This is a genomic window from Paenibacillus sp. JT31N11 (assembly GCF_056269285.1).
The window spans coordinates 1-22,747 of sequence record NZ_JBWDNQ010000033.1 but is presented as its reverse complement, the minus strand read 5'-3'; the positions used below and the strand labels follow the sequence as shown (position 1 = coordinate 22,747).

The following is a 22,747-nucleotide window of genomic DNA, read 5'->3' as shown; positions in this document are numbered from 1 at the left end:
GTGAGCGTCTCCAGCGTCCGCATCGTTGCTGCCGTTTCATGCCGCCAAGTTGCAGCAAAATCCTCGATGTGTTTATACATTATCCAACAACTCCCTTTTATAATGGAATAATACCATTATATCATTGTTTGATTACAATATTTTAAGTGTATAGTAGCGCGCCCTCTAACCCATCTCCACGATGCATAAATTCAAGTTATGGCAACCTATATAATTTCTTATCCCATTTCGGCAAACGTTATATGTTCTTGTGAATAAAAACGGTCGCTGAAGCAGCCGCGGAAGATTGTCATTATCCTAATTGGCAGGAACTGTTGATAGACTAGTGTTTGATTCATCCTGGTACATAAAAAGTCCATATTCCGTCATAACAGAGGAGTGGCCCAGTTGACGAAGCATAGCAGACAGATTACCTCGGTGGTACGTACCATGATTCACAACTTGAATAATAAATTCTGAATATCTGGTGTTCAAAATTCCTGCGTAAGGATTATCCAAGACAACCTCTTTCTCAAGATCCGCATGCTCGTTAATACATGATTTGAATCTCACGGACAAATCGTCATACATAGCTTCCAGTTCCTCAAGGCTTCTAGCTTCTGCATCCGCCTCGATTTGAAAAGAAGCTTCCATAGCTTCATTCATACTTTTACCCATCAGGATGTCCAGCCACCCGCAATCAACCTTGTATATATGTGCCATGACCTTCGACACCGAAGAAAACACGCTTTGAATTTCCTGATTGTACAGGTGATGCGGAAGCTCCTTTAATCGATTAAAGATTATTTTATTTGCCCATACATGATAGTCGTAAAATCTCAAACTATGATTTGTCATTTCAATTACCTCCTTTTTTTGTAGTTTACTTATGTATTCATCTTACAATGGCAACCCTGACAACTGTATGTCAGGGTAAATTATAAAGCAGCTTCTCCACAGAAGCTGCTTTATAATTTATATCGTTCAGCTTTCTAATTCTTCATGGGCTTCCGCGCAGCGGTTCTTCATCATTGTGCTAACGTGTCCAGTTACTTTAATGACCTGGTTGTTGCGCTATCGTACCCGTTAGCCATCCATGCATCTCTTTGCTGCACCACAGAGCATGAAAGTTAATTCGTTCTTTCATAGTAGTTGAATGAAACTGTCTGATTTTCGAATCCGATCGTTACTTCCCCTTCGTGATGAAACTCAATAACAAATTTATCAGGAGAAAAAATAAAAATGTCTGAACTAACAGCCAATACATCTTCAATTACATTTATTGCTTTATGAAGTTGAGTTAGCAATACAGGGTAATTACCATAACTCCAAAGAATAAATACATCATCCTCAACTTCCCCGTACATTTTGGTAAGATGAGGAACAATTTCATTTACATTCTCTAACACAATCTTGGAGCTGACGCTCCCCCAATCTAGCCTAGACCACGGTGTGAATGGGTACGACTGTTGGAGACAGTCATATTTTTCTTCGCTTTTTCCATCCGATAATAATACCGTTCCTGCCCCTAACGCATCGATACATTCGTCAAATAATGTTCCATAATCAACGATTTGTTTCATCCTTTGTTTATTAAGTAGCTGTTCTAGTCTCCATTTTCGGCCCTTTTCCTCACTCATGTTATCACCTCACTGTGAAGAATCCGTAATAGTATGAAGTCATTTTACTGCCCACTGGCAAATGCAGCTATTGAGCTCTCGTACCCGTTAGCTCAATTACCTTTGTTAACTTGACTTAATCTAATTAGATTTATGAAGCTGTATATGAAGATAAATAAAGACCCCCAAATAATATAAGGCCCAATACTAAAAAGTCCGAGCGCTGATAAAGCTGTACAAAGAAAACCAATTGTAAGGCATATCTTCCAAAATTGTTTGTACATCAGCCACCATGTAACGAGAAATATTAGTGTGAGTGCTAAACCATACTTAATTAATATCATCGCATTATGGTATTCACTTGTATCAGAGCCGAAATTGTGAACATCAGTGAATCCGATTATTGCAAGTATAATCGAACCTGCCATTCCCACTACTATTCCCAGGATACTGATAAGCTTCATTAGTCACTCACCTTCTTCTTCATTTTAGACGGCTATACGACACATCACCTCTAAATTTCATTGTTCTAAAGTATCCGTTAGTTCAATCATCGTACACCGGTCCAGTCTCCAGACTGGACCTCGCGTGGTCCGCAGGTTCAACGAAACACGGCGACCCCGGTATGCCGTGATACGCTACCACCTTCTGGAGAACCTCATGGGGTTCTATCACGTGCGCTATTTGTCACCCGAGACAGGCTACGACCGCCGCGGCCAGGTTCGACGCCCGTGGTTCGCCAGTCCGGAACGACCACAGATTCGTGACGTAGCCGAAGCCGACACCAGCGTCGGGGTCGGCGAAACCGACCGATCCGCCGGAGCCGGGGTGACCGAACGACCCGGGCCCGACCCAGGGCATCGGCGGGCAAGCCCGCCAGAACCCGAGTGACATGTAAAAGGAGCGGTCGGCCGGAATATCCAGTCCCGGCGGAAGGCCGTGCATCCGCGTCCTATCGGTTTGGACGACCTTCATCCTCTCGACCGTCTCCGGATCTAGCAGCCGTCTGCCGTCGACCTCGCTCACCGTGGCCGCATACATCCGTGCCAGCGATCGAGCGTCTGCGTACATGTTACAGCAGGGGAACTCAGCAGCGCGCCAGGCACGCGTGTTCATATAGCCGCTGGTGGGATCCATGGCGCCGCCGAGCACGCCGGCGCGGGCTTGCACGGAGTCCGGACCCCAGACTGCGTTCATCCAGGCGATGACCGTGGCCTCTTCGAGGCCGGTGAACTCGATCATCCCGGCGGTCAACTCTTCCATCGTGAACGGAGCGGAGTACTCGATCCGTGCGACCCGTCCCTCTTGCTCCTCGGGCAGCCCGATCCAGGCTCTCAGCCCGAGCGGGTTAGCGACCTCGTCGGCGAAGAAGCGGCCAAGCGTCTTGCCAGTGATCCGGCGCACAAGCTCCCCGACCAGGAACCCGAAGGTAGCGCTGTGATAGACGTGCTCGGTGCCCGGCTCCCACTCCGGCTTCTGTGCCTCGAGTGCCCGGATGACCGGATGCCAGGCGCAGGCTTCCTCGAAGGTCAGCGGCCCGTCGACGATCGGCAGGCCGGCCTGGTGTGAAAGCAGCCAGCGCACCGGGATCTGCTCCTTGCCGGCAGCGCCGAACTCTGGCCAGTACTTGACCACCGGAGCGTCCAGATCGAGCTCGCCGCGCTGCACCAGCAGATGGGCACAGATCGCGGCAGCGCCTTTGGTCGTGGATGCGACGGCGACGATGGTGTCCTTGTTCCACGGACGGTTCACCTCGCGATCGGCGTGGCCGCCCCACAGATCGACGACGGGGCGACCATCTACGTAGACGCAGCAAGCCGCGCCGACCTCGCCGGGGTTCCCTTCAAAGTTCGCACGGAAGGCATCGGCGACTTTCCCCCAGCCATCCTCGACGTGTCCCTGCACTAGTGTTTCGCTTGTCGTGCCCACTATGCTGCACCACCTTTCACTTGCATTGCTTTGTTTTTCATATTCTTCACTCCTTATATAATAGGAACCTTTGACAAAATCCTCCGACAAACGGAGTAAACTTGAATGTTATTTTTGGTCTTTGCGTCGTTAGTGTCGGGGTTGGGCGAAAATCCACTAGGATTTCGCCGTTAACCACGACCAATGATATTGTTCAACTTCGTACGATACTTGTCCCGCCAAGTTTTCTCATCCTTCACTAGATCGTTGCAGAAAGCGGCCACGTCCTCGCCTGGAGTCGCGTGCGAAGGCACTTTCAAGTGAGTGCCGCAACGCTTACAAAGCTATCCAAGAATACATGTTTTCTTTTGGTGTTCCCTCCGACTGGAAGGACTATCTTTGTCGGCATTCTCGACCTCTTCGAGGAAGGGTTTTAAGCAAAGTACCAGAGGCAACTTTTGCTTCCAATCGGCCGCCAGGGGGCTGACAGTTGGATGTCGTGGGTTGAGGGCGGGCGTACCAGGCGCGGGCTCGGTGTTAGTCTTCGATTGCCTGATAGGCCGTGGTCCAGAAGTCGTGGATAAGCCGCGCTGAATCCAGGTTAGACATCCCGACCTGGGTGAGCAGAATTCCGGTGAGCTGGTTGTCCGGGTCGGCGTAGGTCGAGGTGCCGGTACCGCCGTCCCAGCCGAACTGGCCGATGGACGCGTAGTCGCCACGATAGGTACGCACCGCCATCCCAAAGCCCCAGCCGCCATGCTGCGATTGGCCGAACGCGTTCCTGTACATGGCGTCCCGGGAAGCTTGTTGCTCGGGCGTGAGGCGATTGGTGGTCATCAGCTCGACGGCGGTCCGGGATAAGATCCGTTCGCTCCCGTGCATCCCGTGATTCAGCAGCATCTGGAAGTAGGCGTGGTAGTCGTCGACGGTGGAGACCAACCCGCCACCGCCGCCCTGGAACGCCGGAGGCTGGCTGAGCCTTCCGCCTGCCGCCTCGTCCCACACGATGAACTCTCCGGTCTGCGGGTCGGGCCCGTACAGGGTCGGCAGCCGGTCGATCTTGCCGACGGGCACGTGGAAACCGGTGTCCTTCATTCCCAGCGGATCGAGGATGCGTTCGCGTAGGAACGTCTCCAACGACTGGCCCGTTACCCTGGCGACGAGCACGCCGACTACCTCGTTACTGAGGTCGTACTGCCACCGCTCTCCGGGCTGGTATGACAGCGGCAGCTCGCCAAGGCGGCGCATCCACTCGTCCGGCCCGGGCGCCGGCCCGGATACCACGCTGTAGTCGGTCCGCTCGAAGGTCGCGGCCCTTATCGGAGAGTCCATCAACGCGAAATCCACTCCGAGCCCGAACGTGGAGGTCAGCAGGTCCCGTACGGTGATCGGCCGCCGCGCCGGCACGGTGTCCTCCAGCGGGCCGTCGGCCCGTTTCAGCACCCGACGGTCGGCGAGTTCGGGCAGCCATGGATCTACCGGGTCATCCAGCCGCAGCCGGCACTCATCGAGCAGGACCATCGCTGCCGCCATCGTGACCGGCTTGGACGTCGATGCCATCCGGAAGATCGTGTCCCGGCGCATCGGCGCTCCACCATCATGGCGCATCGTCCCGATCGCTTCGACATGCGTCTGGCCGCCGCGGCTGACCAGGGCGACCAGCCCGGGAATCTTCCCGGACTCGACATGCCGTGCCAGCACCTCGCGCATTCTGCGCAGCCCTGTTTCGGAGAAGCCAACAACATCCTTCATATTTTCCGACGAACTAAAATCTTCTGTTGTAATCTTTTGCATTTGGTTCCCCTCTCTTTCCTTTTTTAACAGCCTATTGTTTTAAACTATAAATTCTCTTTTGTTATTCATGCTTTAAAGCCCTTTGTCAAAAAGGTGTATTCGATGCATTAAAGAGACTGAATATTGGCAATCACATGATAACTCACCTCCTCTTCTGGGTAATCAAGATCGAGATATGTCCTGCACTTAGCATAGAGCCATATGTTCATCGGACGCTTATTCTCGATTTCATCAAATTCAAAGTCACCATTATCAGACCCGCTTTTTATACACCCTCATTGCAAAGAAATAGGCTACGAGCATAATTCCAACGCACCATGCAAGCGCGATCCATATCTCATTGCCCACAGGCTGACCTGACAGCAGTGCACGGATGGCTTCCACGATTGAAGTCACCGGCTGGTTATCGGCAAAAGCGCGAACGACCTTTGGCATCGACTCGGTCGGCACAAACGCCGAGCTGATAAACGGCAGGAAGATAAGCGGATAGGAAAAGGCACTTGCACCCTCCACCGATTCTCCGGACAATCCGGCAATCGCCGCGACCCAAGTCAGAGCCAGTGTAAACAGCACGAGTATACCGGTTACGGCGAGCCATGGCAGGACTCCTGCCGACGAGCGAAAGCCCATAATGAGCGCTACGAGGATGATGACGACAAGAGAAATAACGTTGGATACCAGTGAGGTCAGTACGTGCCCCCACAGCACGGCGGAACGCGCAATCGGCATGGAGTGGAACCGCTCAATGATGCCCCGTTGCTTATCCATAAAAAGGCGGTAAGCCGTATAGGATATCCCGCTTGCAACCGCAATCAGCAGGATACCAGGCAACAGGTAGTTCACATAGTTATCCGTTCCGGTTTGAATGGCGCCGCCAAACACATAGACGAACAGCAGCATCATCGCAATCGGCGTGATGCAGACCGTGATGATGGTGTCCATGCTGCGGAAAATATGACGCATGGAACGTCCAAGCATCACGCTCATGTCGCTGAAAAAGTATTTATTCATAGTTACTTACCCTCCTTTTTACCGATGATTGCGAGGAAGATCTCCTCCAATGAAGGTTGTTTTTCCACATACTCCACTTTTGCGGGCGGGAACAGCTTTTTCAGTTCCTCAAGCGTTCCATTGGCAATAATCCTACCCTCATGCAAAATGGCAATTTTATCGGCCAGTTGTTCAGCCTCATCCAAATACTGAGTGGTCAGGAATACCGTTGTGCCACCGTTGGCAAGCTCCTTGACAATCCTCCAAGCCTCAATGCGTGCCTCGGGGTCAAGGCCTGTGGTCGGCTCGTCGAGGAAAATGAGCTGTGGTTTTCCGATCAGGCTCATGGCAATGTCGAGCCTGCGGCGCATACCGCCTGAATACGTAGACGCCTTGCGGTCGGCGGCATCTGTCAAACCGAAGCGTTTAAGCATATCGTCCGCAACCTGACGAGGATTTTTAAGGTGCCGCAGCTTGGTAATCAAAATAAGATTCTCCCGCCCGGTCAATATCTCGTCCACGGCGGCAAATTGCCCGGTCAGGCTGATCGATTGCCGCACATGGTCGGGCTTTGAAGCGACGTCAAATCCGTTTACGGTGGCGGTGCCTCGTTCCTGTTTGAGCAGCGTGGTGAGGATTCTGACAATCGTCGTCTTGCCCGCGCCGTTGGAGCCAAGCAAGGCGAAAATCTCACCTCGCTTCACTTCAAAATCCACGCCCTTTAGGACTTCTGTGTCCTTGAAAGACTTTCGGAGACCCTTCACTTCAATTGCTTTTTCCATCCCGTTTCCCCCTTTTTACTTTTTTTTATCCATCACCTTTTTCATGGCCTTGTTACCTTCTTGGTCAACAGATGCTTGATAGATGTCAGCGTAAGTTTTAGAATCTTTGATTAGATCGTCGCAGAAAGCCGCTACGTCACTGCTCGTCACTTCGAGCACGCCTTTCCCCAAGGCCGCGCCCTCTTCAAAAAGATCGATAATCCCCGAGAGCAAACCAGTACCGTCGGTCAGCTCAACAGGGCCGACCTTAAAAAGATATTTTTGAATCTCTTTATAAACAATTTGATAATCTTGCGGGAGCGCCTTGACACGCGCCACGTGCGCTCGCCACACTTTTTTGCCTTCGATGATATCTCGTATACTCATCATTTTACCCTCCTATTTACCTAATTTTTTAGCGATATTATTGTTGAGTTGCTCACGCCACTTGTCGCGAAAAGACTTTGCCCCTTCTTCGCCGGCCAACGCTGAACAGAAGCCTTTGATATCGTCACCCAAAACCTCTTGGACACTCTGACCGTCCGCCGCTGTTTCTTCGAACAGACCAAGCACACCGTCAAGAATTGGCATGAGGTTGCGACCGGAGAAATCGGAGTAGTGCCAAATGTTGGCCCAAACTTCTCCCCATGCCGCTTGATAATCAGCCGGCAGCTTTTTGACTCGCGATTCAAAAGATTTCAATTCTTTAGTCATGTCGCTGCCAGTGATCTTTTCCCAAAAATTCATGATTTTTTCTCCTTTAACTCGTCAATTTTTGATGATACGAACTCCCATTTTTCCCAGAACCTCCGCAGCTCCTCGCGTCCCGCGTCGTTGATCGCGAAGAACTTACGCGGCGGTCCCATGTCGGAGGGCTTCTTGGTGATCTCCACCAGCTTGTTTTTTTCAAGCCGGATCAGGATGGTGTACACCGTTCCCTCCACAACATCTGTAAAGCCGAGGGCGTTCAGCCGCCGCGTGATTTCGTAGCCGTAGGTTTCTTTGCGGCTTATAATTTCAAGGACACAGCCCTCAAGCGCCCCTTTGAGCATTTCCGTTAGATTTTCCAGCACAATCACCCCTTGCTATTCTGTACCACTGGTATGATGTGATACTCACTACTGCTATAAAGTAACACGTAGTAGTTTGTTTGTCAATAGCGTTTGCTCTGACACGGATTTTACATTTTCAACTATAATGCCAGTTAGCTCCATGCCCAGCAGTATATATGCACAAAATGCCTAAATTTTATGTACATGTCTATGCCCTTCGAACACGGATCAGGTATCTCAAGAATTAAATTTAGGGAAAGGGTGCAGTCACCTTATCCTTTACAAAAAAGGGTCCGCGAGATTTCGCGACCCCTTTTTGCATAGCTAGAAAAGTTCGTGATAGCTGTATCAAAGAAAAAGCAAAAAGGAGCTTTCCCGGCAGCTCCTTCATCAAATGTCTTTATTAAGCTATCGTACCCGTTAGCTTAATTAAATTGTAGCCATTTTTTGTTCTAATATTGACTCTGTCAGTGAATATTGTTGATGATGGCATTAAAAAGAGTGGTAATAAATTAAATAGGCTTTACTGATGTTTCATTTTGAAAGAAGGCTTTATTCACATAAATTGTATACAGTAATACGATAACTGACCAAACCATATTCCCAGTAAAAGGCTGTTGATTATGTGATAATGATAACGACAAACTTATTACTCCAAAAAGCACTGAATATGCAATCATAATCCAAAATCCCCATTTTCTAAGCCTCATATATCCAAAGACCATGATTAAAGATGTAAGAGCCACTAACACTCTCAATAATTGCTCAGGGGCATTTGATAATCCAAATCGTGCAGCTATACCTATCTGATTGGCATTAGCATCATAGAAAATTGAAGTAAAAAGTAAAACTATAGAACTGAAAATATAAAAATAACTAATTAAAGAAACACCTAAAGTCTTTTCATTAAGATATTCTCCTAACAAAATGATGATTTTTAGAAACTAAACTTGCTTTTAGTATCGTATTAGAAAAATTAAATCTGCCCGTTAGGTGAGCGAAGGCTGCCAGTTCGTCGGCAGCCTTTCGTCATGACGCTATCGTACCCGTTGGTTGAAGTTTGTTTGCTTATTTTTTATCCCTTATCTCACGAAGAATTTCTTCAATTCCCTCCATTTTCCTTAGCATCAAATATTGGTTTCCAATCATACCCGCTAAACCAATAACTAATATAATGATAATAAGAAATTCCATTCTCGCCCTCCTAAAATCCAATTCTTCTTATCGTGGTATTGTAACATTTATCCAACTATTCTGCCCCGTTAGTTGAGCAAAGGCAGCCGATCGTTTTGGTCGGCTGCCTCATTCTGGTCTGAATTATGCTATCGTACCCGTTAGCGTAATCATAGAGGGGCTGTAGGTCTCTGACATCCCATTGTTATTCGGTCAACACGCGCATCAAAGCTTTCGCCGGGGGTAGTCCAAACTCTTCATCCCCTCGAGCCAGAAGAACCAAACTATTGATGATCATTAGATACCAGGAAAGCAGTTCCCGGGGATTCCCTGCCGAAAACTCACCAGCTTCCTGCCCTTTCACGAAAATCGGCAGAAGCTGCTCGATTAAAGCATTTCCGGAATGTAGCTTCAAAATCTGCGAAGCCTTCTCCGGAATATTCTCTGTCTGACGCGCCTGCTGAATGAACATAAAGGCGTATTTGTTGTTCTCGTCCAGCATGTCTCGGGTCAATACGCTAACCTGTTCGTAAGGTGTGCCTGGCAACAGATGAATGGATTGAATCGCTTCGCTCGCTTCATCCATCAATTCCATCACGAGTTCGGTGAACAATTCGTCCTTGGAAGAGAAATAGCGATAGATCAATCCTTCGCTAATCCCGGCTTCTGCAGCGATCAAGCTCGTTTTGGTGCCACTGAAGCTGTGACGGGCGAATAGCTTAAGCGCCGATTGCTTGATCTGCTCCCGGCGGTCATCGCGAATTTTTTCCAGCTGTCGCTTGTTTAAAGGTGACAAAGGTCTCATACTCCGTTCTTTTAGAGAATTTTGCTTTTTAATTATAGCTCAAAGTTCAAGATTGCACCTGACGGCAGATCCTATGATGTGACTGCCATCGGACGCACCCGCTTGTTCAATTCATTGAGAAATTGTTCCGGACGAGAGAAGCATGCGAGGTGGCCAGCATTTCGAATGAGCGCAAATTCTTTATGAGGAGCTTCGATTTCTTCGAAAAACGCTTTTGCCGCAGCAACCGGGGTGATGATATCGGAGTCCCCTTGAAAAATAAAGAAAGGCAATTCAAACCTTTTCCCGAGCTTGCCGTGATCGAAGGTAACCATCTCCCGGAACAAGTGCTCAAGCGAGAAACTCATCCCTTTGAAAACATCAATAATATCCCGGAAATTGTGATCCGGAGAGGCGAGTAGAGCTGGCAGGACAAGGTCCATAACAAAGTTTGGAACATTCTGCGGGACCTTTACAATAAAACGATTTCGTTTATCAAAATCTGGAAGTGCCCAACGGGAAGGATCTGACCCCATCCGTTCCAACAAGTGGACGCCTTTTTCCATTCCCGCGGCACGCATGGCCTCCAAGGCAAGGTTTTGTGCAAGGTGTTTAGGGTCTGGTGCATTCTGATCCGTTCCAACATAAGCATGAAACAAGTCGGGGCAGCGTGCCGCCATTAGGATAGCCGGCAGGCTCCCGGCGGAACTTCCGATGAGAACCACTTTGTCCTGACCGAGCTCTCGACACACATGCTCTGCAACTTCGATCCCGTCTTCAGCGATCCGTTCGAAAGAAATCGTTCCGCAGCCGTTTTTTCCGTTGCGGCGGAGCGTCTTGCCTGCGCCTCGCTGATCCCAATGAACAATTGTATAGTATTTCTCCCAAGGGCGCAGAATGGGGTGAAAAATTGAGTACGTCGATCCGGGCCCTCCGTGAACGAACAGTAGAACGGGATTGTCACGCGTTTCACCGCGAATCGTCACCCATTGATCGATGCCCCCGATTTTCATATAATAACCTTCGGCGATGCCGTTCGGCGATTGCATACGGAGGATGCGGGCATTCTTGCGTTGGTTTCTTTTTCTCATCAGCAAATCAGGCAGAATATTAGTCTTGGCCATGATGGACACCCCTTATTTTATGAGTGAGTTATTTACTCATCCAAAAATAACATCTTTTTTAGAACCTGTCAAACGATATTACTATTACGGTAATCTGCCCGTTAGTTGAGTGAAGGACTGTCACGTGGTAACCCCTTCAGTGTTCAACTATCGTACACGTTAGTTTAATCTCATTTACTTTTGACGACATTTTCATCAATTAAGAATCCATTAAAAAAGGGCTTTAATAAGTCAATGATATCATCCGTCATATTATAATAAACGCCATTAATTTACATATCTTGATTTGGGCCAAACGTCAAACCAATGATCTCTTTGTTATCGTATAATTGAAAACTTCCGCTACCAGCCCATGGATTTGGCACGGTCTTATTGTATTGGGTTGTTCTCAGTGACTGGATAAAATGATTAATTCCTGTCTTGTTCTCTGTCTCATAGAGCAAGCCGTTTCCCCCGTGTCAATATTCAATCTTTAAGACATCACCTGGTGCAATATCATCAAACCTAAGCGAACCCCCTGGAAGTATAAACTTGTACAGTAACACCATGCCAACCGCAAGAACCAAAATAACACTTGCTAATGCGTATTTCATATTAAGGGCGGCTTAAAACAATTTGTGAGTAATTTTCTTTCATTTACGTATTTGTTTAAAAGAAATACCCCAACCGAAGATGGGGGCAGAATACAGGAGCGTGAATATGTATTGAGATGTAGAAATCACTTTTTTTGTCTTTATTCAGGGTACAGATATAATCAAAATCGGCTCGCCTACTTTAAATTACCAAAATCATCCACAAAGATAAGCCACCCACGACTGCGAGAGCAATTCGCGTAGTCAAAATACGTACTTCAAAGTTGGTCTTCTTGGAGGGTTCTGGATACGCTATAACGTAAATCCCTTTCAGCAAGGCAAGCCACGCTATTAAGGTAATAAATCCCTGCCAATTCAAAGCCCAGATATTATGAAGAATAACCGTTCCTAGACCTAAGAAAATGGACAAAAAGCCATACATAATTCCAAAACCTCGGTCCTCGACCACCAGCCGTTTCAATTCACGTAGAACCGAAGGGCGGACAAACAAAATAGCAGAAATAATTACGGTCATCCAACTCCAAAATAACTCTACGAAAGTCGCGATTGCCATGCCATTCATTCCCTTCATTTGGATTGGTTTTTTATTTATAGAAACTTTTTTTCAATATCGCTAGATAGGCATCCATTTTCGCCAAGATCTTGTCATAGTGAAAATCGTTTAAAGAAAGTACCTTTGCTTTTTCCCGCTCTTTGGCAGAAATACCTTCCAAAGTCCAATTCATAATATTAAGGGCTTTACTGACATCGACATCCTCCCTAAACAAGGAGGTGTCTATATTTTCATATAATTTACTATAACCTTTTGCCATAAATTCGTTATTTCTATTCTGTAATTCATGCTTCACTTCATCTGAGTCTTCCTGAAATATGGCATGTATGAAGTCGAACAAGTCTGGGTGCTTGGCAACAAGCGAAAATTCGACTTGCATAATCTGACGTAATCTTTGCACGATGTCCCGTTCACTTACATTAATCTTCCCGAAAAATTCATTTCCGATAATTTCAAGAGAGTGATCATACATAAATAAAAACAGATCTTTCTTATTGCCGAAATAATGAAATAACAGACCTTTGGAAATTTCCGCTTCTTTAACCATCTCATTTGTAGAAGCTTTGTTATATCCCTTGTGAGCAAACTCCTTGATCGCGGCATTGACAATGCGTGATTGCTTTTCAGGCTCAAGAGTTAGAAATTTTTGAAGCATACTCCACCTTCTTTCTATCACAAATTATTGACCAGAGTGGTCAATGCTATGGTAGCACAATTGACCACTCTGGTCAATACCTTGAGATCCGTTCTCTTCCTTGCGATAAATCCAGCCATTATTTACGGTACGATTTACCACAAATAATCTGAGAAGTTAGGTGTCATATGCTTAAGGCGGCAAACTCCACTTTACTACAGTTGCTTATTAAACTAATCTGCCCTTCGCAATACGTCATAGTGTCTTCTTTTTTTTAAAAAAAAGCCCTCAAGTGTGAGGACTTTAGCAGTTTAGCCATCTAGACCTCATCTTGGCTGCCTTTGTACAATCTCTCAGGTTTCTTCCCTCGACTTGTATCCTTCGGAAGCGAACACTTCTGAATATGAGTTCACTTTACTCGCCCCTATGCCGTCCTTCCAACTCTTTGGCCAAAGCCAACTCACTGTCTTGGTAACTTTCCCAAGCTCAAAAGAATGCTGCCCGTTAGCGCAGTGAAGGGCTGCCGCGCGGCAGCCCTTCAGCATTGAGCAATCGTACCCGTTCTTAAATGAAGAAAAAGAGGAACTGCCAAAAGGCATGCTCCTCCACTATCGTACCCGTTAGCTTAACCTATGGGTACCCAATTTAACGGAAAACTGATGCGGAGCTCCCGGTAGCCCTCTAAATGCCAGAATTCCTTGGTTGATTAAGATCCAGATTCTATAGGTTAGAAACGAATATCCTACGATTTGTTGCGATATTTTATAAAACCCTATTAGGACACTTCCTGCTTTAATAAATCCATTCTCATCTTGTTTGTGTTCCAGTTCTATCACCGACCTTACAATCACTGCATCTAGGGCACTCTCATCACTGCCTCTAACTGTACCTTCTTCCCACAAACGAAGCACATGATCTTGCCCTGTGAGCATAAGCCATTCTGATTCGTACCTTCTTCTTTGGTCTTGTTTAAGAGGAATGCCTTCATAATAATTTCTAACGATTGCCTGGTAATGTTCTCGGTCGATTAAACCACTCGCGTATGGAGTAATCTCATCTACGTTTTGCATTCTTGTAGCGTTAAATTGCTCCGTCACATTTACAACATTAATCGGCTGTTCTCTTTCTCTTAACAAATGCACTGCGAAACGTAAGCCTGTTTGATCATGGGGATTGTCCGCGTACCAAATGACGATATGCTTATTTTCTGGAATGCTTCTTATTGCTGTTATCATATTCTCAAGCTTATGTTCTTGGTTCGACTGTTGATTATAAGAGTAATCACTATCGTGTTCCATCATCCAAAGAAACCTTTTCTCCTGTCCAGTTGTTGTATCCAAGTCAGATATTGGCCCGACTGAAAACACATCATTAAATGCCAAAACCTGGCACACTTCCCGTTTCCCGACTTTATGGAGAGATAGTAATAGCGATCCTTCATCAGAGAGGCTAAACACAATATGGACGTAACGTTGGAGCGCATCTATCTGCAATTTTTGGTTACGCTTCGCATCTATTTGTCCTTGAAGCAGGTTAATAACTCCCTCTGCTAACTTTTTTTCTTCAATTCCACCGTCTTGATGATAACGATCTACTGTAGCTAAAAAATTATAAAATAACTGCCGTAATTCATTTTCACTCAGTTGGTAAGGCAGACTTTTGTAGAACTCGTCCATGTGATATCCTCCTTATGGGACCATCCCGCCTCTCATAATACCACAGAACCGCCGCTCGATCCCGCGGCAGCCACATTAAGCTATCGTAATCCGTTAGCTTAATAAACTCTACTACTCAATCCGTATTAAAATTATGCTACTCCGATTTTTCAAAGGTTGTTTTAATTGTTTATACCCGTGCCCGCGTCGTTCAATATTGATTTCATTATATTGGTAATTCATTTCTATGTAACTTTGGGCTCTACAATTTCCAGCTTTTGATTTCGAATTTGAAACACCTGATCACATAGCAGATCGATATCCTCCTGATTATGGCTTGTTAGGATGATGGTCTTCCCGTCTTGCTTGTAATTTAGAAGCAACTCGCGAATATTCTTTACACTCGTCAGCTTCGCCAAGGACGAATTTGGCATCAAACTCGTTGACCATATTCAGCAAATCGGAGCGAATCTGCGGATCGAGATTAAGGACGGCTTCATAATTCGTATTGGCAGGCAGCTTCACGGCGCGTGCGTCCATATCCATCTGCCACTTGTCGGAATCGCCCGGCACCGTATTCTGACTTTCCAGCACGCCATCGGCTCTTGTGCCGATCCATGTGCCCTTTCTTTCATGACTTTATTGAGTTGATCGATTTCACTTGTATTCATTTTAAACGCCACCTTTGGGGTTATCATACTCGTTATTTACCCAATTCGCGGCTTGGTAAGTTTTTCATGTACGTTTTATATAGAAGCCTATACAGATTCTTCTGAAGCCAATAATTTGCAGTATCAATACGGGATATTTATTAATTTTGACATGGACACATATAGAAATCATGAGATGATTTTATTTCAAAATGGAAGTAGAGTTCAAGATTTATAAGGAATTATATCTTCACCTGAGTGTTCTATCTCCTATTAACTTGATTTCATAGCCTCATTTTTCTCTTAAATTTTAATATCTGACTATCATATTTTGGAAAACCATCGCCATTTTAGCTTAGGGCCGTGACAAATACCATCTAACCTCATGGGGTTAGACGGTATTTATGTCCCAAGCGCTAGGCACTGTCTGCGATGAAAGCAGCCGGTCTGTCAAATCTTCATCTTAACGAAGCAACTCATCTGCGGCTCCCAAACGTTTCCGATATAGAATCCTTATCGATAGAGTGGCTGCAAGAAGTGTTAAAAAGCACAGCAGCAGCGTCATGCCGTATATGGTTGTATCGGGCATCCAATCAAAAATGAAGCTCCACCCCGCATTTGGAAATATAAAGATTGGAAAAATGACAATCACATAGCAGACCACTGCGAGCAGCAAGAGGGTTATGGCAGCCGTCAGAACCGAAAGTGGTCTGGCTTTGTAATGTCTGCGCCCTGAACGAATTGCCTTTATCGCATTAGTTAAAGGCCAAAGCATAAGGAGACTGAGTGCTCCCATGGCAAGGATGAGAGTGGAGCTGACCAGATCGGTTGTGACATAAACATCCGAGTAACCCGTTGCCGGTTCATGTCCCTGCAGCAGTGACATCACTTCTTCGCCAATAGCAGTCGTATAGCCGGAGTTCAAGTTCGCCAATACAACAACACCGGTCTTGCTACCGGGCTCCATCACGATATACGAAGAATAGTTCTCTAAATTACCGCCATGCTGAATTTGATTGGTCTTGGGATCGAACTCCCAGCCTCCATCGTAGTGAAACGGACTGGTCTTGCTTGGGTGAACGAAATGAAGGTCGCTTGCTTGTGTGATACCCAGATTGAACTTCAACCATTTTTCCATATCATTTCCATTTGAGATGATGAACCCCGATGGAGATTGACTAAGGCTAAGCGGAACAAAATACGGCCTTGCCCCATAAAAAGAAGGCTTATATCCCGCCGCCATCTGCTTGGGCAGCTGCCCTCCGCGGACGCTCGTGTTGGTTAACTGCAAAGGCTTGAAAACATGTTCGTTCATGTAATCCGCGTAAGTCTGACCTGAAACTTGCTCTATAATGAGGCCTAAAATGTTGAAATTCACATTGGAATACGCATAGCTCTTGCCTGGAGCAGTCTTCAAAGAGCTGCCGACCAAGCTTTTTACCCCTTGCTCCAAAGCATTCTGATCAGCAGAAGCCGGAATATCGATGAACGATTCCGTCCCGAATCCGCTGGAGTGCTCCATTAATTGTTGGAGTGTAATGTCGACCGGAGCGTTGTTGTATGAGACATGAAACCACGGCAAGTAGAAAGGGACAGGCTTGTTTAGTTCAATCAAACCCTTTTCTGATAAATCCGTGATCGCCAAACCCGTGAATGACTTCGATAACGAGCCGAGCTGAAAGGCTGTATCGGCGGTTACCCCCGTCCCGGAGTGCTTGTCTGCATACCCGAACCCTTCTTTGAGAATGGTCTGGCCCTCCTTCACAATTACCAGAGATACTCCGGGAATCTTTCCCTTATTCATATACTCATGAACGATCTGCCCGATATGCTGTTCGTTATCCCCTGAAATTCCAAGCAAATCCCCCTGATCCCCATCTGCGTATGCGTTAGCTGCAAAAATACTCATTAAAATGACTGTCAAAAGGATTATCCGTTTGTACATGCTGATCGCCTCCGTTTTTTTCTGCTCTAAATGTATCAAAATCAGACAGAAAGCAAATCTGCAGTACGATAGATTTCGGGCAGCAAAAAACACATGCGAGCGCATGTGTTTTCTACCTTTTTTCATATCGTATGCACAAAGTCATGCCTAGAAAATGGCGATTCCCTGCTTAACCGCAAAAATGGCAACCTGGGTCCGGTCGCGCAAATCGAGCTTGGTTATGACATTGGATACATGATTCTTGACCGTTCCTTCCGTAATGACCAGTTCAGCAGCAATTTCTTTATTATTCAAACCGCGCCCCAGCAGCTGCAATACCTCTCTTTCACGGTCCGAAAGGTGATTCAACAGCAATATACGCGGGTCTATGCTCGGAATACCAGGAGTATTGTGAGCCTCGAGCTTCTTCCAGGCATCGAGAATCCGGGTCGTTATATTGGGCTGAAGCACCATTCCACCGGCTTGAATGGTGTGGATGGCGCTTATGATCGTCTCGGACGGCATGTCTTTCAATAGATAGCCGTTTGCGCCCTGCTCCAGAGCCATAATGATGAGTTCAATATCCTCAAATGTCGTCAGTATCAGCACTTTTACGTCCGGCAGATTCCGGCGGATGAGCCGGGTTCCCTCCACCCCATCCACAACGGGCATGCGGATATCCATCAGGACAACATCCGGTTTATGCTCTGCGGCCATCTCGTAAGCTTCTTTTCCATCTGCTGCAATACCGACGACCTCTATATCTTTTTCCAAACCTATAATAGTAGAAAGTCCTTCACGCATCAGTCTCTGATCATCTGCAATCAATATCCGAATCATTCCTGTTTCCTCCTGCTTAAGCGGTTTGTTGAGCCAGCGGGAACGACACCCTGATTTCAAAGCCGTTCTCTTGACCGGAATCCATACGTATCGTCCCTCCATGCTCTTGTACACGCTCCCTCATGTTGAGCAGTCCAAATCCTGGCGTGAATGGTGCATTTCCCGATCCGTTATCGCTTATGGTCATGTCGATTCGCCGGTCGGAGCTTCGCAGCGTCACCCATGCTTGCAAAGCGGCGCCATGCTTCTGCGCATTCGTTAATGATTCCTGCACGATTCGAATGATAGTGAGATGCAGAGAGTCCGATACAGGTGGAGATTCCAGATCCACTTCAACGAAAATTTGCATGCCGGTCATCTCCGCGAATTGTCCGGCCAGCTTCTCAAGGGATTCTTTGATGGTCAGCCGGCTGTCCTCTTCGCGGATGCTCCGCACCGAGAGCCTGACTTCACGTAGGGCGGAGCGGACCAGTTCTTCACACTGCAGCAAGCTCTCCCGTCCCTTTGCCAAATCGGTATCCTGCACTTTGCGGACGACCTCCAGCTGTATGAGAAGAGCAGTCAAATTATGGCCGACCGTATCGTGGATTTCCCTTGCAATCCGGACCCTTTCGCGGTTAACGGACAATTCTTCTACTTGAAGGGCATATTCATTCAGCTGTTTATAGGATCCTTCTAATTCTGCGTGCAAGCGTACCGTCTGCATCCTGGACTGCTTGTAATAACGGATCAAAGATCCGACCAGGCAGGCGAAGACAACGAAGGATCCGTTTACAAAATAATAAGCGCCTTCGACTTGACTGTACTGATGCAGCTGAATCAGGATTAACGTCACAATGTTAGCCGCAAAGAAGAGGTACCAGATGATCGTGGCTACCCGGGATTGCACAAATATGAAAAAGTATAAACCGGATAATCCCATAAACAGAAGGTCGGGAGACTCCTGATTCAGAAAAACATAACTGTAAGAGGTTGTTACTGCGATATCTACGGCCAGCACAATTAATATTTTCCAGGTTGTGCCCAAATAGAAATAGAGAAAGTGATTGGCGACAAATATAATCATGCTTCCAATAATGAAGACTTTTATCCACCAGGCCAGCGGGTCCTGAATAAACCAATACATCAGACTAAGGATCAGAAAAAAGCTTAGCCTGACAATAGACAACAGTCTGTAACTGGATGGATTGTCCAATAGCTCCGCTGCCGGACTGGTTATCATGCTGCTTCACCTCACGAATAGAGATATACCTTCTTCTTATCAACTGTTCTATGTTATCACGGTTGAAATATTTGCACCAACGAAGTTTCATGCTATATTAGTATTAATATTAAGATAGCTAAGTACATTTTATCACTCAGCGAAGGGCTGCCACGCGGCAGCCCTTCGGCATTGTGCTATCGTACCCATTAGCTTAACTAACGATGTGCGTTGTCTGCTAACCTTGCCCAATAAATCCCTTTGTCATAAAGTTTGACGCCAAAGAGTCGGATTAGAGTAAAGATCAAAAAACCTACCAAAATCCCCGTCATATTGGTCATCACATCCACAACATCCGTGATACCTAGACGAAAAACATATTGAGAGAACTCAATCAGCAGGACCAAAGCCAATCCCGCGAACATTGTCCGCCAGAAACCTCTCAACAGCAGATAAAGCATCCAACCAATAGGAATAAAAATCAGGATATTGGCCAAAGTTTCTGCATTAGAATTCCAGAAGACCGCCCGCCACTGCAGATTAACCCCGGCAATGCCATCACCGTAAGTCTTGAAAAGAATAAAAATCATGCTACTTAGAAAATACACGATGCCTTCCAACCAAACAAACCATTTGTAAAAACGCCCACGGCAAAGCTGGTAAATATTAGCCACAAAAACCAGATTAGTCATAAGAAAAAGAGCCGTGGCTGGCCAGATACTATCAAAAGCAGCCACTCCAAACATGAGCCTGAGCAATAGCGCCCAAAGCCCCCATAAAACCATAGATAGGCGCCTAAAAATGGAAGAAAAAGAATAGTTGTCAAAATAAGTGCTGTTTTTTTAGTCATATCTTATTCTATGATATTTGACGCTGCACATACAATAAGGCACTTTGCTACTTGCCTTCAACAAAACAGCAGCCGATTATGTGCCGGCTGCTGTCGTGTTGCTTTAAACTATCGTACCCGTTAGCTTAAAGAAGTCGCTTTAATGTTGGCACTTAGTCTATTGGTTTTTTATTTCGTATTAATCGTTGCTATCTTCTTTTCATTATCCCAACTAACTGTTGCCCCTACAGCTTCACTTATGAATCTAAGATTCACATAAACAGATCCTTCAGGAGAGTCAAACGGAGTTTGAGTTAAAGTATATTCCTTTTCATTGAAAGTTGCTTTAAAGCTCCCCAGAGTCATTTTAATTGTTAGATCATCTTCTGTTGCCGTGATATTCTTTGTTTTTGGATCCCAATTAACATTCATCTTTAAAGTTTCAAATAGTTGACGGAATGGCACCATCGTATTTCCATTTATCACAATCGGTTTTGCATCAAAGCTAAGGGGTTGCCCATCTAATATAACGGAACCGTTAACAGGAGGTGTTGCTGCATTAGCGTTAGAAATTGAAAAACATGCAACAGCCGCCGTGATAACAAAAATTTTGATAAATAATTTTGATTTCAAAATTCATCCTCCAATTTGTGCTTATGTGGTTATATAGATCAATAAAATTGACGTTCCTATGCCCTAAATTGTTGCATTTTTTAAAAAACAAATTCCGTTTGCTTCATTGAATTTCATTAATAATCGGATGATTGTATGAAGTTAACCTGCCTATTAGCACGGAATAGGAAGCTGGTTATTTCGACTACCTCAATGTGATTTGTATTGAACTATCGTACCCGTTAGCTCAATCACTAATTGACTTCGCTCTTTCGATCATCATTTCCTTAGTTAATTCTCCACTGTCCATTTCAATGTATGTACCATCCTGTATCCACCGTAAATATCCTCCAAGTTCATGATTAACCCAAGGTAAAAATCTCGCTTCGATTCCGTCTATGCTAACTTTTTCTCCGCTTACATCAAATTTAAAATCCTCAACTAAAGTTCTTTCACTACTGGTCTGATTAGCAACATTAATGGTGATTTCAACTCGCTTGATTTTGTAACCAACTGCCTTATGCTCTTCTAGTCCAAATACGTATATTTGTCCTGATTCATCGAAATAATGGAGTCTAACTTTAGATATTGGCTGATTAGGAGCAATTGGATACGGTTCTTTTATTTCTAACCGGTTTCCCTCCTCAAACGTTTTATGAGGGATAAGTAATCTGAAATCCGTATTGTTTTTCAGCTTGTCCAGACTAACATGCGATAAATCAGTAATAGCATCAACGGATGCATTTGGATCTTTCTCTAGTCGCTGTAGCCAATCGAATAACTCTGGTGATTTCGCTTGAATTCTGGTCGCACCAAAATAAATAACTATCTCATCCGTTATAGGGCTGCTTTGTGAGAAACCCCTCCCGTCGTCAAATGTTGTATGAACCCATTTATGAGCAATTGAAACACTTAGTAACTTCCCTTCATTCATTATTATTTTAATAACCGTTGGATACTTACCAAATTCGGCTTCACCATTGATTACTTTTGAAGAGTTAACCAATCTAACCACAGTTGTAATCATTGTTTTTCCGAGTTTACTCGTCTTATTATACAAAGGAGAATCCGATGCTCCTGGGAAGTTTCGAATAACCTGCATTGATGTAAAATCATCAACCTGTAGTAATTGATTTGTTGATGAGCTCCATGCGGTCAAGAAAATGATGGACACAATAACTAAACATATATGTTTACTAGATCTCATTTCTTTGCCTCATTTCAATTTTTAGGTTATTCTCTCCAACAAACCTTGAAGCATCCTGCCCGTTACTTCAATAAACGAAAGAGGCGCTGCCGCGCGGCAAGCTCATCACTAACGTGCCCAGTTACTTCAACGAAGAGGAGCTGTATCTGCGTGACAATCTCCTCCGATCGTACCCCTTTAACACATCTTCTTACTTAATTATGTGTTGCCAGTTAGGTAGTAGTTTGTAATCCTCAATATGATCATAATTTATAACTTCAACCTTTCCTTTATTATCTATTTGAAATTCAATCGTGTCCTTGCCAACGCTAAGATGTGGACCAACATAAGGGATCAGTGTTACGTTCACATCAATATGTGAAGTGAACGTTTCGAATTCAACACGATTACCACCAAGATAAGGAGCAAATGTTGGAGATACTGTAAGCTTGTTTCTGTAGTATTTATTTATTTCTTCTTGAATTTTTGGGGCCAAAACAGTAAGGATCGTCCGCTGACATGGATCGTCAAGCTGGGTCTCACACCTCATGGTTTGAGTCATCATTGTATTTCCCATCAAACCAATCATTAGAAACAGGCTAAGAAATGCCTTACATATAACCATTAAATCACCTCATCTCGTATTGTTTTACTTATTATTTCCAAGCAGTGGGACTTTATGAAAGAGCAACCATAAGCCCCTAAAGACTGAGTTTGTGAAGAAGTAAAAAGGAGCTGCCAATGGCAACTCCTTTTACTAAATATCTTTTATTAGAACTCCCTCGGTACGATTAAGTTTTCTCACGAATGCTCGCTTATTCGCAGGATTTCACCCTTGTTAGACATGTATGAAGGTCGTTCGGGTGACCAATTCATAGACCTGGAC

At 45.5% G+C, this 22,747-nt stretch carries 25 protein-coding genes and 1 pseudogene; all 26 read right to left on the bottom strand.

What is annotated here, in order from left to right; genetic code table 11:
- Positions 1–297: 297 nt before the first annotated feature.
- Entirely contained in the window at positions 298–837 is a 540-nt protein-coding gene (locus AC0YNV_RS39500; RefSeq protein ID WP_475772929.1) for a DinB family protein, read from the bottom strand.
- A 272-nt stretch (positions 838–1,109) separates the two neighbouring features.
- Complete coding sequence (locus tag AC0YNV_RS39495; protein WP_475772928.1) at positions 1,110–1,619, bottom strand: CDI toxin immunity protein; 510 nt, start codon at positions 1,617–1,619, stop codon at positions 1,110–1,112.
- A gap of 666 nt (positions 1,620–2,285) precedes the next feature.
- The gene (locus AC0YNV_RS39490) at positions 2,286–3,527 is read right to left on the bottom strand and encodes a serine hydrolase domain-containing protein (RefSeq protein WP_475772927.1); all 1,242 of its coding nucleotides are present in this window, start codon (positions 3,525–3,527) and stop codon (positions 2,286–2,288) included.
- A gap of 170 nt (positions 3,528–3,697) precedes the next feature.
- Positions 3,698–3,766 (bottom strand): hypothetical protein, encoded by a 69-nt coding sequence (locus AC0YNV_RS39485; RefSeq protein ID WP_475772932.1) that lies wholly within the window; start codon positions 3,764–3,766, stop codon positions 3,698–3,700.
- A 277-nt stretch (positions 3,767–4,043) separates the two neighbouring features.
- On the bottom strand, positions 4,044–5,300 hold the full coding sequence (locus tag AC0YNV_RS39480) for a serine hydrolase domain-containing protein (RefSeq protein ID WP_475772926.1): 1,257 nt from the start codon (positions 5,298–5,300) through the stop codon (positions 4,044–4,046).
- 252 nt (positions 5,301–5,552) lie between these two features.
- On the bottom strand, positions 5,553–6,311 hold the full coding sequence (locus AC0YNV_RS39475; RefSeq protein ID WP_475772925.1) for an ABC transporter permease: 759 nt from the start codon (positions 6,309–6,311) through the stop codon (positions 5,553–5,555).
- A gap of 2 nt (positions 6,312–6,313) precedes the next feature.
- Entirely contained in the window at positions 6,314–7,072 is a 759-nt protein-coding gene (locus tag AC0YNV_RS39470) for an ABC transporter ATP-binding protein (RefSeq protein ID WP_475772924.1), read from the bottom strand.
- A gap of 15 nt (positions 7,073–7,087) precedes the next feature.
- Complete coding sequence (locus AC0YNV_RS39465; protein WP_475772931.1) at positions 7,088–7,438, bottom strand: DUF1048 domain-containing protein; 351 nt, start codon at positions 7,436–7,438, stop codon at positions 7,088–7,090.
- Positions 7,439–7,450: 12 nt separating this feature from the next.
- Positions 7,451–7,798 (bottom strand): DUF1048 domain-containing protein, encoded by a 348-nt coding sequence (locus AC0YNV_RS39460; protein WP_210047136.1) that lies wholly within the window; start codon positions 7,796–7,798, stop codon positions 7,451–7,453.
- Positions 7,795–8,103, bottom strand: a complete 309-nt coding sequence (locus AC0YNV_RS39455; RefSeq protein ID WP_475772930.1) for a PadR family transcriptional regulator — start codon at positions 8,101–8,103, stop codon at positions 7,795–7,797. The genes AC0YNV_RS39460 and AC0YNV_RS39455 overlap by 4 nt, the downstream gene beginning before the upstream one ends.
- Before the next feature lie 512 nt (positions 8,104–8,615).
- Complete coding sequence (locus AC0YNV_RS39450; protein ID WP_475772923.1) at positions 8,616–9,029, bottom strand: hypothetical protein; 414 nt, start codon at positions 9,027–9,029, stop codon at positions 8,616–8,618.
- Between the two features lie 142 nt (positions 9,030–9,171).
- Positions 9,172–9,297, bottom strand: coding sequence for a hypothetical protein (locus AC0YNV_RS39445; RefSeq protein WP_475772922.1), 126 nt, complete (start codon positions 9,295–9,297; stop codon positions 9,172–9,174).
- Between the two features lie 184 nt (positions 9,298–9,481).
- Entirely contained in the window at positions 9,482–10,081 is a 600-nt protein-coding gene (locus tag AC0YNV_RS39440) for a TetR/AcrR family transcriptional regulator (RefSeq protein WP_475772921.1), read from the bottom strand.
- A gap of 71 nt (positions 10,082–10,152) precedes the next feature.
- Positions 10,153–11,184 carry an alpha/beta fold hydrolase gene (locus AC0YNV_RS39435; RefSeq protein ID WP_475772920.1) on the bottom strand — a complete coding sequence of 344 codons (1,032 nt, stop codon included), beginning with the start codon at positions 11,182–11,184 and terminating at the stop codon, positions 10,153–10,155.
- A gap of 774 nt (positions 11,185–11,958) precedes the next feature.
- Positions 11,959–12,330: a hypothetical protein gene (locus AC0YNV_RS39430; RefSeq protein WP_475772919.1), complete on the bottom strand. Its 372-nt coding sequence runs from the start codon at positions 12,328–12,330 to the stop codon at positions 11,959–11,961.
- A 31-nt stretch (positions 12,331–12,361) separates the two neighbouring features.
- Positions 12,362–12,985 (bottom strand): TetR/AcrR family transcriptional regulator, encoded by a 624-nt coding sequence (locus AC0YNV_RS39425; RefSeq protein ID WP_475772918.1) that lies wholly within the window; start codon positions 12,983–12,985, stop codon positions 12,362–12,364.
- A gap of 599 nt (positions 12,986–13,584) precedes the next feature.
- Positions 13,585–14,640, bottom strand: a complete 1,056-nt coding sequence (locus tag AC0YNV_RS39420; protein ID WP_475772917.1) for a DUF1835 domain-containing protein — start codon at positions 14,638–14,640, stop codon at positions 13,585–13,587.
- Positions 14,641–14,864: 224 nt separating this feature from the next.
- Positions 14,865–15,023, bottom strand: a pseudogene (locus AC0YNV_RS39415) (multidrug ABC transporter ATP-binding protein); the annotation flags it as partial.
- On the bottom strand, positions 14,950–15,213 hold the full coding sequence (locus AC0YNV_RS39410) for a hypothetical protein (RefSeq protein ID WP_475772933.1): 264 nt from the start codon (positions 15,211–15,213) through the stop codon (positions 14,950–14,952). The pseudogene AC0YNV_RS39415 and the gene AC0YNV_RS39410, both read right to left, overlap by 74 nt.
- A gap of 519 nt (positions 15,214–15,732) precedes the next feature.
- Positions 15,733–17,214, bottom strand: coding sequence for a serine hydrolase domain-containing protein (locus AC0YNV_RS39405; RefSeq protein ID WP_475772916.1), 1,482 nt, complete (start codon positions 17,212–17,214; stop codon positions 15,733–15,735).
- 147 nt (positions 17,215–17,361) lie between these two features.
- Positions 17,362–18,033 (bottom strand): response regulator, encoded by a 672-nt coding sequence (locus tag AC0YNV_RS39400; RefSeq protein ID WP_475772915.1) that lies wholly within the window; start codon positions 18,031–18,033, stop codon positions 17,362–17,364.
- Positions 18,034–18,049: 16 nt separating this feature from the next.
- A complete protein-coding gene (locus AC0YNV_RS39395; protein WP_475772914.1) occupies positions 18,050–19,255 on the bottom strand; it encodes a sensor histidine kinase in 1,206 nt (401 codons plus the stop codon).
- A gap of 197 nt (positions 19,256–19,452) precedes the next feature.
- Entirely contained in the window at positions 19,453–20,019 is a 567-nt protein-coding gene (locus AC0YNV_RS39390) for a VanZ family protein (protein ID WP_475772913.1), read from the bottom strand.
- Positions 20,020–20,252: 233 nt separating this feature from the next.
- The gene (locus tag AC0YNV_RS39385) at positions 20,253–20,696 is read right to left on the bottom strand and encodes a copper amine oxidase N-terminal domain-containing protein (RefSeq protein WP_475772912.1); all 444 of its coding nucleotides are present in this window, start codon (positions 20,694–20,696) and stop codon (positions 20,253–20,255) included.
- A 226-nt stretch (positions 20,697–20,922) separates the two neighbouring features.
- Positions 20,923–21,882, bottom strand: coding sequence for a hypothetical protein (locus AC0YNV_RS39380; RefSeq protein ID WP_475772911.1), 960 nt, complete (start codon positions 21,880–21,882; stop codon positions 20,923–20,925).
- A gap of 190 nt (positions 21,883–22,072) precedes the next feature.
- Positions 22,073–22,486 (bottom strand): DUF3888 domain-containing protein, encoded by a 414-nt coding sequence (locus tag AC0YNV_RS39375; protein ID WP_475772910.1) that lies wholly within the window; start codon positions 22,484–22,486, stop codon positions 22,073–22,075.
- Positions 22,487–22,747: the final 261 nt, after the last annotated feature.